Annotated in this window: 7 protein-coding genes and 1 tRNA gene; 4 read left to right on the top strand and 4 right to left on the bottom strand. The window is 60.6% G+C overall.

What is annotated here, in order from left to right:
* Positions 1–17: 17 nt before the first annotated feature.
* Positions 18–9,380, bottom strand: a complete 9,363-nt coding sequence (locus H8K11_07090) for an amino acid adenylation domain-containing protein (protein ID MCS6263509.1) — start codon at positions 9,378–9,380, stop codon at positions 18–20.
* Positions 9,381–9,659: 279 nt separating this feature from the next.
* Here H8K11_07090 and H8K11_07085 point away from each other — a divergent pair.
* Positions 9,660–9,747: transfer RNA gene (locus H8K11_07085), tRNA-Ser, on the top strand.
* A 577-nt stretch (positions 9,748–10,324) separates the two neighbouring features.
* Here H8K11_07085 and H8K11_07080 read toward each other — a convergent pair.
* On the bottom strand, positions 10,325–11,830 hold the full coding sequence (locus H8K11_07080) for a DUF2779 domain-containing protein (protein ID MCS6263508.1): 1,506 nt from the start codon (positions 11,828–11,830) through the stop codon (positions 10,325–10,327).
* A 95-nt stretch (positions 11,831–11,925) separates the two neighbouring features.
* Between H8K11_07080 and H8K11_07075 the strand changes: the two genes are divergently transcribed.
* Positions 11,926–13,263 carry an MATE family efflux transporter gene (locus tag H8K11_07075; protein MCS6263507.1) on the top strand — a complete coding sequence of 446 codons (1,338 nt, stop codon included), beginning with the start codon at positions 11,926–11,928 and terminating at the stop codon, positions 13,261–13,263.
* Between the two features lie 5 nt (positions 13,264–13,268).
* On the opposite strand, the gene H8K11_07070 is transcribed toward H8K11_07075, so the two are convergent.
* Positions 13,269–14,636, bottom strand: coding sequence for a 2-dehydropantoate 2-reductase (locus H8K11_07070; protein ID MCS6263506.1), 1,368 nt, complete (start codon positions 14,634–14,636; stop codon positions 13,269–13,271).
* A gap of 90 nt (positions 14,637–14,726) precedes the next feature.
* Here H8K11_07070 and H8K11_07065 point away from each other — a divergent pair, with 90 nt between their 5' ends.
* Complete coding sequence (locus H8K11_07065) at positions 14,727–15,458, top strand: NAD-dependent deacylase (GenBank protein ID MCS6263505.1); 732 nt, start codon at positions 14,727–14,729, stop codon at positions 15,456–15,458.
* Here the strand turns inward: H8K11_07065 and H8K11_07060 are convergent.
* Positions 15,444–16,169 (bottom strand): HAD-IA family hydrolase, encoded by a 726-nt coding sequence (locus tag H8K11_07060; GenBank protein ID MCS6263504.1) that lies wholly within the window; start codon positions 16,167–16,169, stop codon positions 15,444–15,446. The two genes, H8K11_07065 and H8K11_07060, sit on opposite strands and share 15 nt — an antisense overlap.
* 220 nt (positions 16,170–16,389) lie before the next feature.
* On the opposite strand from H8K11_07060, the gene H8K11_07055 reads away from it, so the two are divergent.
* On the top strand, positions 16,390–17,556 hold the full coding sequence (locus tag H8K11_07055) for a response regulator (GenBank protein ID MCS6263503.1): 1,167 nt from the start codon (positions 16,390–16,392) through the stop codon (positions 17,554–17,556).
* Positions 17,557–17,818 lie beyond the last annotated feature (262 nt).

Below are 17,818 nucleotides of genomic sequence, written 5' to 3'. Positions count from 1 at the left end.
TTCATGAATAGTCCGGGTTAAGCGGCTCTTGAGGAAGGCCCTTTTCCCTGATCATCCGGTTTGTTCCGGAGCACCGACCAGGCTTCCTGCCAAAACGTCTTGAGATGGTGCGCCAACTCCTGCACATGCGGCGCGACAAATAACCGCCCCGAATCTTCGGCCGGCAGATAGATCGTCCGGCTCATGCCCATCGCGGATTCACCGAAGACCAACCGCGTATCATCGCTGGAATTCGTCAGCGGATGTTTGGAAGCAATCACATTCAACACCGGTCCGCGGAACGGTTTCAAATCGTAACGCGCCACGGCATGGAAGGTGGCATACGTCACCTGATCCTTGTACAGAAACTCGTCTTGATGCTCGGCCGCTTCGGTATGGTGCATGAGATTCCAGATCCGTTTCAACTTGCCTCGCCAGAACGACGGCCACTCGTGGATCGGCAGTCTCCGCATGAGACGCAGATACGTCGTGATCTTCATCCACACAAACAGGATCGGCCAGAGCAGATAGGGAGGTCGACTCCAATGCGTCAGATAGGACCGTGGATGCCAGGATTCCATGACAGCCAGAATCACCTGCTCTCCCTGCGCCATGAGCTGTTGAGCGATCTCGTAAGCCGCAAGCCCGCCCGTGCAGGTTCCTCCAATGAGGTACGGTCCCTGCGGTTGAATCGACCGTATCTCTTCGATGTAATGCGCGGCCATCTCCTCCACGCGCATGAACGGTTTTTCTTTTCCGTCGAGGCCACGGGCCTGCAGTCCATAAAACGGTTGGCCTTCCCCCAGCAACTTGGCCAGGCGGGCAAATACGAGCACATTGCCGCCGACCCCTGGAACCGCAAAGAAGGGGGGATTTTTTCCCTCCGGTTGAATCGCGACCAACGATCGCCAGCGCACGGTACACCCTTCGCCGGTCAGGACATCGGCCAATTGTTCGATCGTGGGCGCCTGAAAGAGTACCGCCATCGGCAGGCGGATGCCGAACGTCTGCTCGATGGCGCTGAACATCCGGAGCGCCAGCAGGGAATAGCCTCCCAACGCGAAGAAGTTGTCGCGCACCCCGATGGGTGTGATTCCCAGGACCTGCTCCCAGATGGCCACCAACTGCAATTCAACTCGATTTCTGGGCTCGATCGGCTGGGCGCTGTCATGCACCGGCTCCGCCGTCGGCGCTGGCAAGGCGCCACGATCCACCTTTCCATTCGGCGTGAGAGGGAATTCGTTGAGCGGCACAATCGCCGCCGGCACCATATAATCCGGCACCATGTCTCGCAGGGCCCGTCGAAGCGCCTGCGGATCGCAACTGTGCCCTTCTCTCGCGACCACATAGGCCACCAATCGCTTGTCTCCCGGCGCATCTTCCCGCACGATGACCACCGCCTGCTTCACCGCCGGATCGTCCGCCAGGACCGCCTCGATTTCACCGAGTTCGATCCGGAATCCGCGCAGTTTGACCTGATAATCGATACGCCCGATATACTCCAATCGTCCGTCAGGCAGCCATTTGACCTGGTCGCCCGTGCGGTAGAGCCGCTCGCTCGCCCGGAATGGATTGGAGACGAATCGCTCCGCCGTCAGCTGAGGAGCCCCCCGGTATCCACGCGCAAGTCCCCTGCCGCCGATATACAGTTCACCCGGAATTCCCACCGGGACCGGCTCCCGATTCAGATCCAACACATAGACCTGAGTATTCGCGATCGGCCGTCCGAGAGAAATCGTACGTTCAGCAGTACGTACGCGCTCCAACGTCGACCAAATCGTCGTCTCCGTCGGTCCGTACACATTCCAGACCGATCCCGCTCGGGCAAGCAGCTCCTGGGCCAATTCACGCGGCAAGGCTTCCCCGCCGCACAGCACTTTGACCTGTCGTCCACCCTGCCATCCCGACTGCAACACCATCCGCCAGGTGGCGGGCGTCGCCTGCATCATGGTCACGGCACCCTGATCGAGTTCGCGCTGTAGCCACGCTCCCTCCATGGCCTGAAGACGACCGGCCAGAATAATGCGGGCCCCGACCAGCAGCGGAAGATAGAGCTCCAAACCGGCGATATCGAACGACAGCGGCGTGATGGCCAGCAGGACGTCCCGGCTGCCGATGCCCGGCTCCTGTTGCATGGAGCGGAGAAAATTGACCAGTGCGCGATGTTCAATCTCGACGCCTTTCGGCTGCCCGGTCGATCCCGAGGTGAACAGCACATAGACGAGATGCTCGGGTTTCGCGAGGGGCTCAGGATTACGCTCCGAATATCGCGTCAGTGACTCCACCTCCCCGTCCAGACAGACCACCCGAAGCTGGTGTTGGGGAAGCCCGCCCAGGAGGGTCGAGTCTGTCACAAGCACCGCCGCGTGACTGGCTTCGATCATGGCCGCCAACCTGCGGATCGGCAATCCGGGAACCAACGGCAGATACGCGCCACCGGCCTTCATGACCGCCAGGAGACCGATCAGCAAATCGAGAGACCGTTCGAGAAACACCGGCACCACCACATCCGGCCCAACGCCCTGCTCCCGCAAGCGATGCGCCAGCCGATTCGCGCGCCGATTCAGTTCCCCATACGACAATTCAGCGCCTTCAAACACCACGGCGATCGCATCCGGAGTCCGGTCGACCTGCGCTTCAAAGAGTTGCGGGAAACAGGCTTCGCAATCGACAGGCTTCTCGGTGGCATTCCATTCGCGCAGAATCCGATGTTGTTCCTGTTCCGTGAGGATCGCCACGCGTCCGACCTTCTCTTCCGGACGCTCCGCGATGACCTCCATGAATTGACGGTACTCCGCGAGCCAACGTTCGGCGGAGGTGCGATCGAACAGGTCCGTGTTGAATTCCAGATAGGCTTTCCGCGAAGCCAACGGGTCGATCGACAGGCCGAGATCGAGCTGCGCCGCCCCTCGACTCACTTCATAAGGGGTCCACGACAGATGCTGAAACTCCGTCCGGGCGAAGGGAGTATTGGCGAAGTTGAACAGGACCTGCACCAGCGGTAACCCGCCCTGGCTGCGATCCGGGCGCAGCTCTTCGACGAGCTTTTCGAACGGGATGTCCTGGTGCGCATAGGCGTCGAGGGACAGGTCTCTCACCTTCCGCAGTAATTCGCGGAAGGTCAGTTCCCCCGTAACATCCGTCCGCAACACCAACGTATTCACGAACGTGCCGACTAACTCCTCAATCTCGAGCCGATTTCGATTCGCGATCGGCGTCCCGATCACCAGATCACGCTGCTGCGTGAGGCGATGCAGGAGGCCGAAGAATCCGGCCAGGAACACCATGTACAACGTGACGCCTTCGCGCACGCTGAGCTGCTTGAGGCGATTCACGAGCGCCCAAGACAGGTCGAGAGAGACCTGATCGCCCTTGAACGAATGGATGGGCAACCGCGGCCGATCGGCCGGCAAGGCGAGCACCGGCAGATCCGTGAGTTTGGATTTCCAATGCGCGAGTTGCTCAGCCAGCACCGCACCGGTCAGCCATGTCCGCTGCCACTGAGCGAAATCGGCATACTGGATCGCAAGCTCCGGTTGAATCGCGACGGGTTTCCCCGCGCAGAACACGTTGTAACACTTCACCAATTCACGGGCGATCACACCATACGACCATTGGTCGGAGATGATGTGGTGCGTGCTGACGACCAACACATGATCCTCTTCGCCCAATTGAACCAACAGAATGCGCAGCAACGGACCCTGCCCGAGGTCGAATGGACGGCGCGCCTCGGCGGTCGCCAGTTCCAACGCCCGAACCTCACGCATCTCACGAGGCAACCCGCGCAGATCTTCTTCCACCCAGAGCGGATCCAACGAGGCATGAATAATTTGACGCGCCTGACCATCCACCGTAGCAAACGTCGTCCGGAGCGCATCGTGGCGTCGCACCAGCTCAGCCACACCCCAACGCAACGCCGCCCGATCGAGCGGACCATGCAAGCGCACGCTGGCCGGAATGTTGTAGGCGGCGCCGGTCGGCGACAACTGATAAAGAAACCACATCCGTTCCTGCGCAAACGACAGGGGCAACGGCGCTCCCCTCGCCGCTTTGGTCATCATTCGTCCGTCCCGATCCGACTGCTGCGTTACGCCCTCCTGAGAACGTTTAATCACCTCGGCCAGTGTCGCAATAGTCGGCCGCTCGAACACTTGTCGCAGGGGCAGGACGACCCGGAACAGGGCTTGAACTCTGGACACCAGCTGTGTGGCCAGCAGCGAATGGCCTCCCAGTTCGAAGAAATTGTCATGCACGCCGACATCCTTCACGTGGAGGATTTCCCCCCAGATGTCGGCCAGCACCTGCTCGGTGGGCGTCCGCGGCGCGAGAAACTCAGACGTGAGATCGACCTTGCTCGCGCGACTGTCCGTAGCGACACGGAGCGCAGCACGATCCACTTTTCCATTGACGGTCAGGGGAAGCGTCTCCATCTCGACAAAGGCTGAAGGAATCATGTGCGCGGGCAACTGACTCCGCAGCTGCTCGCGTAGCTGCACCAGTCCCAGCCGGTTCTGCGGACGAGGGACCATGAAGGCGACGATTCGCTTATCACCCGGCTGATCTTCCCGCACCTCGACCACCGCGCGTTCCAGATCCGGGTGCCGATTCAGCACCGCTTCGATCTCCTCCAGCTCGATCCGATAGCCGCGAATCTTGACCTGGCGATCCACACGGCCGCGATAGTCGAGCTGCCCGTCCGGTCGCCAGCGCACCAGATCGCCGGTCCGATACAGACGGGCCCCCGGAAGGCTTGAGAACGGATCGGGAATAAACTTCGTGTCAGTGAGCTCCGGCCGGCCACGATAGCCTCGCGCCACCCCCATGCCGCCGACATAGAGTTCTCCGGGCACACCCACCGGAACCGGACGTCGATGCCGATCCAAGACATAGACGGAAGACTGAGCAATCACGCGCCCGATCGGCACATCCTCGTGCAACTCCTCCTGCAGCCCGAGGCCCGTGAGATCCGACCAGGTGACGGCGACCGTCGTTTCCGTCGGCCCATAGGTGTTCAACAATCGAACCCTAGGACCGACCAATTTGGCCCACCGCTGCACGATCTGGGGAAGGACACGTTCTCCACCGATGATCACCGTCTTCACCGACTCCGGGAAGGCCAGTTGCTCCAACTCCATCCGGGTGACGACTTCATGCCAGTACGCCGTCGGCAAGTCCAACAGTGTCAGTTGCCAGTCGCGGCATCGATCCAAGAAGCCCGACACCGAATCGATCATCATCTGAGTGCGCAGCACCAACGTCGCGCCCGTCGTGAGGCAGGGAAAAATTTCTTCGGCGGCGGTGTCGAAACTCATCGACGCGAATTGCAACACCCGGTCGCGCGAGTGGACACCCGCGATCTCCGTGATCGCCCGCACATAGTTGGCGATCGATCGGTGCTCGATCATCACCCCCTTGGGCTGGCCGGTGGAACCGGAGGTGTAAATCACATAGGCCAGATTTTCAGGAGCGTCCGTACCTTCGATGGTATCGTCCGGGAAGCGGGCGATTTGGTCCCATTCGGAATCGAGACAAATCGTATGCGGATTTGTCGCAGGCAGCCGGGCGAGTTGATCCTGTTGCGTCACCAACACCCGGACCTGACTGTCTCGCAGCATATATTCCAGGCGGTCGGTCGGATAATCGGCATCGAGGGGCAGGTAGGCCCCGCCCGATTTGAGAATGCCGAGCATACCGACGATCAAGTTGAGCGATCGTTCCAGGCAGAGACCGACGACCACACCGGGCGCGACACCCCGCCGGCGAAGGTAATGGGCCACACGGTTCGCGCGGGCATTCAACTCCCGATAGGTCAATTCCTGGTCGCCCTGTCGAACCGCGATCTCGCCGGGGGTGCGAGACACTTGTGCTTCGATCAGACGATGGAGACACTGTGCCGGCTCCTGCAGTTCCGGAGACTGTCCCCACGTCAGGACCGTCTCGCGGCACTCCGACTCCGACATGAGAGGTAGTGACCCGATCGGCGCTGCCGGGTCGGCGACAAGCCCCTCCAGCACGCGGACAAAATGCTCCTGCATCCGTGCCACCCGGTCGGGGGCAAACAGCTCGTCTTTGTATTCGAAGTAACCAGTTACGCCCTGCTCCGATTCGGCCAGCTCAAGGCAGAGATCGAACTGCCCGCTCTGCTGGGGAATCACATAGGCCTCCCACGGAGGCAGGCACGACTCAGCGACAGATGACGGCGAGGCACTCAGCCGTCGATCGAGTTCCGCCAGCAACTTGAACTGTTGCAGCACGAACAGGATTTGTCCCAATGGCGCGCGTTGACGATCGCGGGCCGGTCGCAAGTCCGACACGAGCCGCGCATAGGGATAGTCCTGATGATCGAGGGCTTCCAGCAGAGTACGCTTCGTCAGCGCCAGGAGTTCTCGGCCGGTCGAATCGACCTGAACCGTCTCCCGCAACACGAGCATATTCACAAAATCACCGACGGTCCGGGCGAATCGAGATCGGCTTCGACCGAATACCGGAGTGACCACGGCGGTGTCTTCCACATTCGTGTAGCGATACAGCAGGACGTGAAGCGCCGTCAGACAGACGGCATACAGTGTCGTGCCTTCCGCCTGCGCGAATGCCTTGAGCCGCTCGGTCAATCCCCGATCGATGTGGATCGCCTGCCACGCATAACGGCTTGGCTCAATCGTCGTCGGCTGTCGATCGTAGAGCATGTCATAGTTCGGGAGTTCACCTGCCAGCTGCGCCTTCCAATACTGGGCCAGCCGACCGCCCTCTGCACTCTCCAGCAACGCACGATGCCAACTGATGAACTCGCCATAGGAAGCAGGTTGGCTGCCGAGTCCGTTCGATCCATCCTGAGGCAGGGATCCGTCGGAGGCGTAATCCCGCTTAAGGTCCTCGACCAGGTGGATCATCGACCAACCGTCCACGGCGATATGGTGCGCAACCACCAGCAACCAGGCCTGCCGTTGGCCCTGGAAGAAAGACGCCCGCCACAAGGGCCCCTGCGCCAGATCGAACGGAACCGCCGCAGTCTCCAACACCTCCCGCCGTAGCTGCACCCAATCCCATGTGGAGGCATCGATCACCGTCCAGTTCAACGGCAACCGGTCGTGGATTCGTTGCACCGGCACCTCGTCCTTCGTCTCATAGGTGGTTCGAAGCGGCGCATGGCGTTCACCCAGCCGATCGAGCGCCTGTTTCAGCGCAACCTGATTCACGTCGAACGGCAGAGGCAGAACGACGGAGACGTTGGCAGCGGCGCTATCCGGAGCCAATTGGCTGAGGAACCAGAGGGCAGCCTGATTTTCGGACAGGGGGGCGACAGTCTCCGCTGTGAGATTCGTACGACCGGCAGCAGCAAGTTCATCGCCCTCACGGAGCATTCCCGCTTCGATGATCGCAGCCAGATCGCCGAGCGTCGCGCCTCCCAACAGCTGTTGCAACGAAAGCGGAACGTGGAACGATTCCTCCACGCAATGCGAGACCTCGGCGGCCATCAACGAATCGAGCCCGAAGAGCTGTATCGGCCGGTCACCGGCTATGACCTCTCGGCTGCACCCGAGGCGATCGGCAATCATCCCCTGCACCGCCTGCACAATCTGCCTCCGCCGTGCATCCGGCGAGAGCGCGCCCAGATCTTCTATCTTGACGACCGTTGACTGGGCCTGGGACGGAGTCGCCGGCAAGACACTCTTTCCGAGAATGGAAAGTTGGCCGGCGAGAAATTGATCGCGACAGGCACGTCGCTGGACTTTTCCACTCGATGTCCTCGGCAGACTTCCGGCCTTGATGAAGATGATGGTGAAAACATGGAGGTCATGCTGCTCGGAAACGGCAGAACGAATCGCGGTAGCCGGCTCATCGATGGCCAGGGCCGTCGCCTGGCGCTCGACCTCCTGCACCACCACCACCGCTTCCTCCCCCGCATCCTGGACAGAGAAGGCCGCTGCGCCCCCGCCCCTGAACAGCCTATGGCTTTGCTCGACGGTCCGCTCAATATCCTGCGGGTAGTGATTTCTGCCTCGCACAATCAGCAGGTCCTTCAAGCGCCCGGTGACAAAGACTTCACCATCTCTGACGAACCCGAGGTCACCGGTTCGCAGGAACGGGCCCTCCCCCGTATCGCGAAGCGTTGCACCGAAAGTGCGAGCCGTTTCCTCCGGATTGTTCCAATATCCTTGAGTGGTGCTGGCTCCGGCCAACCAGATTTCGCCGACCTGTTGCGCAGCACAACGAGACAGGGTCTCCGGATGGGCGATGACTACCCGGGTATCTCCCACAGGAGCACCGCATCCAACGACTTGCCGGACCGGAACCACACCAGCCGTGGCTTCAGACACTACCCCCCGCTCCAATGCCGAGGGATCCAGCGGCAGCAACGTCGGGGCCACCCCCTCCCGCTTCAACGAGATCAACAAGGTATACTCCGCCATCCCGTAGGCAGGGAAAAACGCCTCGCGCCGGAACCCGGACGGAGCAAACGCCTCAATAAATCGATCGATGGTATCGTGGGCGATCGGTTCCGCACCGCAACTCGCGACCTGCCAACCGGACAGATTCAGCGTTGCGCGATCTTCAGGAGCGATGGTCTCCACACAGCGACGGTAGGCAAAATTGGGCGCACCGCTATGCGTAACCTGATACCGTTGAATCGCTTCGAGCCAGCGCAGGGGCCGCTTCAGAAAGGTGAGCGGCGACATGAGGTAGGCCGGGCGGCCGATCCAGGCGGGCTGGATAATGCCCTTCACTAATCCATAGTCATGGAAATGCGGCATCCAGGACAGGGTGACGGAATAGGCATCGTAACAACCGGCGTCGGTAATGCACCGGCTTTGGGCGGTCATATTTCCGTGGCTGACCATCACGCCTTTGGGAGCGGAGGTCGAGCCGGACGTATATTGCAGATAGGCCAGGGTGGAATCGACCGGATGCGTTGATGTCCAGTGAGCCGGTGAGTCCGGGGTGGCGGCATCGCAGACCAACCATTGTTCCAACGAAATCGCGGGCTCCTGCGCCCGAACCAGCTCCAGAATCTGGTTTGTGCTCAAAGCTCCGGCCACGCCGGCATCCTCGGCAATACGCTGGACGCGCGTGACACCGACCCTTGCCCGAAAGGCATCCGGCGGGGGGACCGGCACGGCGACTAACCCGGCATACAACGCCCCCCAAAAGGCTTGGACGAATTCAAGACCGGGCGGATAGACCAGGAGCAAGCGGTCTCCCGCTGCGTACCTGGATTGCAGATGACCGGCAATCGAGCGAGCTTTGGCATCGAGCTGTCTGTACGTCAGGACGGTATCGGGGCTGATCCCATCACGCAGGAAGATGTACGCCGACTGGTCGGGTTGATGCTCAGCCCGCCAACGCAAGACATCGAGCAGGGTCTCGCCGGGTGGAATCGTGACGGATGGATGTCTGACCACAGAATGCTCAACCCCAGTGGGACCGAGAAGCGGACAAGAACTATGCTTCGTAACTATATCGGATGGATGACTGGAAAAGATCAGTCACGAACTGTCTCCAACCGGTCTCACTACACCAGGTGAGTCTACGGTGGAACCGATTCCTCGCAAAACGGAATCACGTTTTCCTCACGCCGTGACCTATCCCCATGGGCGAAAGAAATCTTCTCCAAGCACATGATTTCATTTGAAAGTTACGCCCGACCACGCTAAGCTGCACATCTTTGCCGGCCTGGGTACGGAGAGGTGCGAGAGCGGCCGAATCGGACGGTCTCGAAAACCGTTGTCCTGAAAGGGACCGTGGGTTCGAATCCCACCCTCTCCGCCACACCTGCGGCAACGCCTCAAAACTCTGCCGGTGGGATTCGAACGGGGGTTCTGAAGGGGGTATGCCCCCTTCACGGGGTGACCGGAGCGAAGCGGAGGCGCGAGGGGGCCTGGCCCCTTAGCGGGAGCGCGTGCGAAGCACCTAAGCGCGACTTCGAATTCCCACCCTCTCCGCCATACCGAGCTTGCTTGACCCGGAGCCCATGTCATGGTCTTGGCGACGGGATAATCACCGACAGTGCCCCACTTCCTCTGTCGACTGCTCGACCCGGAGCCGTCTGTTACTGAACCGTCCCCTTGGTTTCCCCCAAAATTCCCGGTAGTTTCTTTCGGTTTCAGCGACTTGTCGGCCCAGCACCTACCGAAGTCATGGGCGCTCCCCCTCCTCCAGTGGTCTGTCCGTCACCACAGTTCCAGGCTACTCTCTGCTCCACACAGGAGGGCCGCATGTTCGAACAATCTGAAGCTGCGCTGGTGATGACGCTGTTGGCCTTGGGGGGAATCGCGTTGATGGCGGATGAATCGATCGGAACGACGTGCATGCAGATGGTGAAATGGCTTCGTACTCGGGGCAGGCGCTAACCGGCCCGTTTCTTCAACTCCCTCCGCAGTTCGACCATCGCCAGGGTATCGCGTTCGCAATACCGCAGGAGCGCTTCTTCAATCTGGGCTTTTTCGATCCAGTCACTCACCGTAAAGATCATACGGGCATATTCACAGGCTGCCACGCCCCCGTCCCCGATCGCCAGATCCGCATAACTCAACGACGGTACCACAGCCGGCAGCACGGCCTTGATCGAATAGCTGCCCTCGAAGGCCGGATGGTAGTAGTGATCCCTGATGACAATGTGAAGATCCCACAGCCTCGCCATCACCCGCTTCAGATCTTTTCGCAGTGACGGGAAATCCTCAGCCAGCCGCTCCAACACCGAACGTTCATAACTCGAATACACACAGATACTGCCTTCGCCGCCCAATGAATCCAACAATGTGACGGCCAGTTCTTCGCGCGGATCACGCCCGTCGCGGCAGAGGTACTCCGCATGATCGAGCCGTCCATCGGGATATTCGATGTGGTTGGACCACTGAGTGGGAATCACCTGATAAGGCCTGGTCCCCACGAATTTCGGCACCGCCGGCATGAACGTCTCGAAATCCAGATGATGCACCGGATACACGATCTTCTCCAGCGCCGACCGCAAGCCTTGCCCGATCCATTCCTGATTGTCTTTCACCCGACGTTGCACCGGCGTCAACACCATGTGATCGGGAATGTCGTCGATGGTCTCCACACCCAACTCGCGCAACTGTATGACCGTCTTACTGCTGCCCGGCAGGTGGTAAATCCAGCGAGGCGGCTTGTCCTGCGTACAATGGGCCCAGAAGGGACATTCGTAGGGGCTATGACAATGTTCATCCGGGGCAACGGCCGGCGCAGACATCTCGCTCAACATGGCATGCATCGAGGCCAGACGTGAGGGCACTTCCGGCAAGCGCGGGCGTATCGTGTCATTCAAGGAGCGAATCGTAAACAACTGGCCGAGGTCGAGTTCCACCCCATCGAACACATACTGTGTGTTCACGTGCATGAGACAGATGTCCTCGAGCACCAGACCGGTCCCTTCGAGCACGTAACTCTGGATCGTCAAATCCTCCACATGGGTCGATTTCAACTTGGTGGACGATTTCACTTCCACCAACCGCCAGGTGGGTTGCCCCGATGCATTCACTCCGACACGCTCCAGCACATCGACACGGATCAAGACCTGATCGAACTGAAATGCGCCTTCGAAGATGGCCGACACCGTCGAATCCCGGAGAAGCTCCGACGTCTGCGCCAGAGCCTCCTGAGATTGGCGGTACCCGGCCGTGACGAGGCGACCGCCGGAAAATCGCCGACGGGCGAGCTCACCGAGATCCGTGCCCATGTCGAGAATGGCTTGGGTGGCCGCATCCGGCTTCGCGGCCAGCGCCGGAGCATGAATTTCGAGGTACAGACGCTTATGGCACTGCAGGCCCGACAGGTATCGTGATTTTGACAGCCGATAGGAGGAACGAGCGGCAGGCTCGGGCGTGATCAACATGGATACGTGCAGGCTACCGAAGCCGTGCGCCTCTTGTCCAGCCCCAGGAGAAGGACATCCTCGTCCGCAACCGAGTTCTGGTAGGATGACGCCCCATGGCAAACGGCGTCGCACAAATCAGACGATCGGTCATGACCCTCGCACTCCCGGTGACGGTGAGCAGCCTGCTGCAGCGAACCGAAGGCATCGTCGCGGTCTTTCTCGTCGGAGGGTTGGGCGCAATCCCCATTGCCGCTGTGGGATTGGGCCAACTGCTTGCGTTCATCGCAACGACCCTCGTGTCGGGTCTCTCGGTCGGGAGCAACGTCATCATCGCGCAACAGTGGGGCGCCCGCCGGTATGAAGAAGCAGGTCAGGCCTCCCGGCATTTTCTCGGCCTGTCGATATGCGTGGCCTTCGCTCTGGCCCTGCTCGGCCTGTCGACGAACGGACTCATCATGCGGCTGCTCGGCGCACAGCCGGAGGTCATCGCCCTCGCACTCCCCTATTCAAACCTAATCTTTCTGGTGATCCCCTTCACCGTGCTCCTCGCAGTCCTCTCGTCGATTCTCCAGGGGACCGGGGACACTAAGACGCCCATGTACGCCATGATCCTGGTCAATGTGCTCCACATCGCCATTGCCTATCCGCTGATCTATGGCTATTGGGGAGTCCCGGCGTTCGGTGTGAAGGGCGCTGCCGTCGCCGTGGGGATTGCGGAAGCGACCGGCTCAATCTATCTGCTGTCCCGCTGCCGGACGATCTTCAAACCGTCGAAGCGGCTCAGATGGGACATGATCCGCACCATCTGGCACGTGGGTGCGCCGGTATCCGGCGAACGGATCATGCAGCAGGCGGGTATTCTGCTCTACACCAAAATCGTGTTGATCTACGGCACGGTCTCCTATGCTGCGCACCAGGTGGGACTCTCGATCGAATCGCTCTCGTTCCTGCCTGGCTACGGCTTTGCCATCGCCGCCGCCACCATGGTCGGGCAAAGTATCGGCGCCGGCAAATACACGCGAGCCAAACTCGAAAACTGGGAAGCGAACCGGTTGGCCACCTTCATCATGTCCGCGATGGGCATCGTGTTCTTCTTTTTTCCCTATGCCCTGCTGCGCGCGTTCACCAGCGATGAAGCGGTCATCGATCTTGGGACCGTGTTTCTCAAGATCGTGGCACTGCTGCAAGTACCGTTGGCGCTGACCATGGTGCTGGCCGGCTCGTTACGCGGCGCGGGCGACACCCGATTCATCATGATCGCCACGACGATCGGGATGTGGGGCGTGCGTATCCCCATCGCGTTCGTGGCAGGGTACTGGCTGACGATGGGGGTCTTCTACGTCTGGCTGGCGATGATCGCAGACTGGACCTTGCGCATGGTGCTGATGCTCTGGCGGTATCGGTCGGAGCGATGGAAATCGATCCGAGTGCTCCGTTCCTCGACGACGTGAGTCGTTCAGCTCTGCCCCTCGGGCGTGCACTCCGGAGGCCTGACAGACGGCCGCGTATCCTTCCCCGATCCGGCCCGCACTTCGATCCGCCCCACGCCCTTTACGTTCGCGCAGAGATCGCCCAAACCCGGCGTTACCAGGCGATAGGGCCCACCCTTGCCGTCCGGCAGCGGCTGGCCGTCGAGTTCGTACAGTAACAATCCGAACTCTTGCGCCTGCTGCAGGGTGAGCGTCGCCGCATACTTGCCATCGACGGAGTGGAACGTGACATGGTCGGCGTCGACCGCGAGGGCCGGAATATCCAACAGGCCTTTGACGCGAATGGCCCGGCCCCGCATCGACGGCATCAGTTGGCTGATATCCTCGACATGTTGGTCGTGGGGCAGTTGCGCCAGCGCCGCGCGGGTGAGGGCGACCGGCTGAACGACCGCGCCCTCGATCCGGACGACACCGGGACCAGCGGGTTCCCGCTCCGTGATGGCTTTCACCATTGCTGTCAGTGCTTCATTCACCGGGGTGGGAATCCCTAACTCCCGTCCTGTACGGACAATGTAGCCGTTCAGATAGTCGATCTCGGTGGGGCGCTTGGCTTTCCAATCGTCGTACATCGAAGTGTGGATGTCCCGCAGTTCCTGCGTCCACTTCACCACCTTCTCGGCCATATCCGGCGCCAAGGGCACCTTCACCGCCGCCGACACCGCCATCACTTCGCCCACGATCTGCCGGATCACTCCGGCCATCTCCGGGTGATCCAGCGCCTTGGCCACCTTGTCGTCGATCAAGACCGTGAGGGGGTTGAAGACGCAGTTCCAGCACATCTTTTCCCATTTGCTCTTCCTGATATCGTCGCTGAGCTGGCAGGAAATGCCCGCCTGCTTGAAGATCTCCGCAATCTGCAGCACCCGTTCGCTCTTGTGGCCCATGAGTTCGCCGATGGCCACGCCACCCCGCTTGTAATGTTCAATGACGCCGGGCGCCACGATCTTCGAGTAGATGAACGCCACGCCGCCGACCACAGCGTCGCGATGCACCCGCGCGATGATGCGGTCTTCGGTATCGATGCCGTTCTGAAGCGTGAGCATGACGGTACGCTCGGTGAGCACCGGCTCCAGCTGCGCCATGACTTCATCGAGGTCGTAGGCCTTCACCGCCAGAATGATGAGATCCGGTGGCGCCAGCTCTCGCGGATCGGAGGCTGCAGGCGGATGCACGGTGAAGTTGCCCTTGGCACTTTTGATCATCAAGCCATGGCGCTGCACTGCCTCCAGGGTGCGTGGTCGCAGAAGAAACGAGACGTTCGGATTATTTTTTGCGAGATGGGCCCCGAAGAAACCGCCGACGGAACCGGCCCCAACCACCATGATCTGCTTCATGAGACTCCTCACTCGTTGCGTTCGAAAGGACGGTACTATAGCATGCAGCCGCGTACCTGAAACAGTGATGGCCCTCTCGCAGTGACGCGTATGGGAACCGGATCAACTCTCGGTCTGATTCAGCAGAAGCTGGCCTCGGCACGATCGGTGACCGTGCTCACCGGGGCCGGGATTTCCGCCGACAGCGGCGTGCCGACCTTTCGCGGGGCCGACGGACTCTGGCGCAATTTTCGCGCGGAGGACCTCGCCACGCCCGAAGCCTTCACGCGGGATCCTCGCCTGGTGTGGGAATGGTACAGCTGGCGGCGAGAACTCATTGCGACCAAACGCCCCAACCCGGCCCACGAGGCCGTGGCGCACATGGAGCAACGGTTTGAGCGTTTCTGGCTCATCACGCAGAATGTGGACGGACTGCACCGTGACGCGGGCTCCCGGAAACTCTCAGAAATTCACGGCAACATCTGGCTGGTGCGCTGCACGCAATGCCGGCGGGTCACTGAAAATCGCGACGTGCCGATTGCAATCCTGCCTCTCTGCGGCCACTGCAGCGGGCTCCTCCGTCCGCACATCGTCTGGTTCGGAGAATCGCTGGCGGAGGAGGACCTTGAAACCAGCGCAGCCGCCCTTCAATCCAGCGACCTGTGCCTGATTATCGGCACCTCCGGTCTGGTCTATCCTGCGGCTGGTTTTGGTTCGATCGCGAAACAAGCAGGCGCGTTTGTCGTGGAAATCAATCTCGATGCCACCGCACAGTCAGGCATCGTCGATGCGGCGCTTCAAGGGCGCGCGAAGGACATCGTTCCGTTGTTATTGCAGGCGTGACAGCAGCGGCAGTAATTCGTTGAGGTTGGTGATCGTCGTCCCGCCTGAAGGACGCGCCCCCTCCCCTCTCGCGAGCAACACCCCGGTCAGTCCGACGCCCTGCGCTCCTTTCACATCGTCACGCTCGCTGTCGCCGACATGCAGCGCCTCGTCCGGATCGACCGCATGTTTCTCCAGCGCCTGGTGGAAGATGCGCGCGGAGGGTTTGGCGGCATGGGCCAAACTGGAAATCGTGACCGTATCGAACAGATCGGCGATCCCCAAACCACGCAGTACGGAAAACAACCGCGAGTCGAAGTTGGAAATGATGCCCAACTCGAATCCCTGCCCTTTCAGAGTCTTGAGTACATCGACCGTCTCAGGAAAGAGCCGCCAGGACTCCGATTGCTCGAACCGTGCAAATACCTCCTCGAAAAACTCGTCGAAGGCCTCGAACATACCGACGCGGTAGAACACGTTGTGCACGATGTCGAACCACCACAACCGTTCAGACTGCTTGATCGCGGCAGGCTCGGTCGCAGCAAACACCGGCGGCGGCGCATCACGGAACGAACGGGCAAAGGCGGATTTGATCGCGGCTAACGATTCGGGGGTTTTCCGGAACCCATGTTTCTCCGCATGCTGCAGGTAAATCTCGGCCACTGACCCGTGAATATGGAACAGGGTGTCGGCGGCATCGAAGAAAACGACTTGAATGCGACTCTGCGTCATGCTGTGGGGTGACTCCTCATACTCGCCATGCACGATAGCCGATAGGCCGGCCGGTAAGACCGCCGGATTTTACAGGATGGTCGCCAGCTCCGCCAGCATTCAGTTCGCCTTTCGCGACGCGTGGGCAGACGCCTCGTCAAACCGCTGCTTTCGGCCTTTTCTTTGACAGTTTAAGGGGCCTTTGTTAGCTTCGGCTGAGTGGTATGGAGAGGTGAGCGAGATGGGATCGACCATCTTTGTGATCGACAGTAGCCCTGCCGTGCACCGCATGGTGGAACAGATTTCTGCGCCGGAAGGCCACAAGGTCATGGGATTTTCCGACGGCCCCTCGGCCCTCGACGCTGCCCGCAAACTGAGTCCGGCGCTGGTCATCGCGGACTATCACCTCGACAAGATCACCTTCTCGGGATTCTGCAAAGAGATCAGCCGCCAGGACAATCTGGCCGAAACGCTGATCGTCTCCATGGTGGACGGTTCCGATCGCCTGGACGAAAGTAAATTGCGTTCGCTCGGGGTCCGGGCCTTTCTGAAGAAACCGCTGCACCGGGAACAACTGCTCGACACGATCAAAGGCATCCTCAACGGCGCCGCGGGAAATCCACCCAGCGGGAAACCAGCCAAAATACGGACGTGGCCCCCGGTCTCCACGGGAACGGACGATGAAGACGACGAATCCGCAAGCGATGCATCCATTGACGATGCCGCCCACCACGAGCTGGAGAAGGAGCACAGCCCCATGTCCCCATCACTGAGCCGTGCCGCCGCCCCGGCCGCATCCGCGCCCGCCTCGAACGACCCGACCGGGGAGGCCTTGATGAAGGGGCTCCTCGAGCACTTGTTGCATTCAGTCACAGTCCAGGCCGACCGGAAGATCAACGAACTGCTCCCAGCGGCCATTGCCAAAGACTTGGCCGGACAGGTGAATCTAGCCGTGGGGAAGGCGGTTCAAGCGGAAGTGGCAAAGCAACTGGCAGACGCGCTCGCACCGGAACGATTGCAGACCGTGATGCGAGCACTGATTCAAGCGGAATTGAAGCAACAGGCTCAGACCCAGCTTGGCGGCCTCGAGGCGACTGTTCGCCAGACCGTGACCGAGCTGGCCCCTGCCTTGGTGGAGCAGTCCACAGAGAAACGGTTGGGTGACCTCACGGACACCGGCGTGAAGCAACACCTACCGGAAGCGTTGAAGACACACCTTGGAACGATCGACCAGCTGGTGAAAAGGGAAGTCGAGCAGGTGGCCGCGAACTGCGCGCGACAGGCGGCCGATGAGATTGTGCACGAAATGGCAAAAGATCCGATCCGGGAGGCAGTGCAACGGATCGTTCCAGACGTGGCAGAAACTCAGATCCGGGCGGAGATCAAACGACTGAGCTCGCCCGACTAACGTCCCGTTCGCCTACCCTCGCTTGACCTTCTTGGCCGCCGCACGGCGGGCCTTGACCAGCCCCTTCACACGCGCCACGTTCTTCCGATGCTTCTTGCGAGTCTTGCGATCCTTCTCTCGTCCCCTCGGCATAATCTCTCCTTCAACGGTGATGGGCTCTCAAGCCGGCAATCTCGAACAACCAGCTGAACCGCCGGATGTATATCACAGGGCTTGAGTCCGCTACAACCTTTAGCACGATCACGGACCGGCGCCCATTACC

It is taken from the genome of Nitrospira sp. (assembly GCA_024998565.1).
GTDB lineage: Bacteria > Nitrospirota > Nitrospiria > Nitrospirales > Nitrospiraceae > Nitrospira_A.
This window is presented reverse-complemented; position numbering and strand designations above follow the sequence as displayed.

Coding starts and splice junctions, on each gene's coding strand:
- H8K11_07080 (MCS6263508.1), bottom strand. CDS start 11,830: ATGTTGATCACGCCCGAGCCTGCCGCTCGTTCCTCCTATCGGCTGTCA.
- H8K11_07075 (MCS6263507.1), top strand. CDS start 11,926: ATGGCAAACGGCGTCGCACAAATCAGACGATCGGTCATGACCCTCGCA.
- H8K11_07070 (MCS6263506.1), bottom strand. CDS start 14,636: ATGAAGCAGATCATGGTGGTTGGGGCCGGTTCCGTCGGCGGTTTCTTC.
- H8K11_07065 (MCS6263505.1), top strand. CDS start 14,727: ATGGGAACCGGATCAACTCTCGGTCTGATTCAGCAGAAGCTGGCCTCG.
- H8K11_07060 (MCS6263504.1), bottom strand. CDS start 16,169: ATGACGCAGAGTCGCATTCAAGTCGTTTTCTTCGATGCCGCCGACACC.
- H8K11_07055 (MCS6263503.1), top strand. CDS start 16,390: ATGGGATCGACCATCTTTGTGATCGACAGTAGCCCTGCCGTGCACCGC.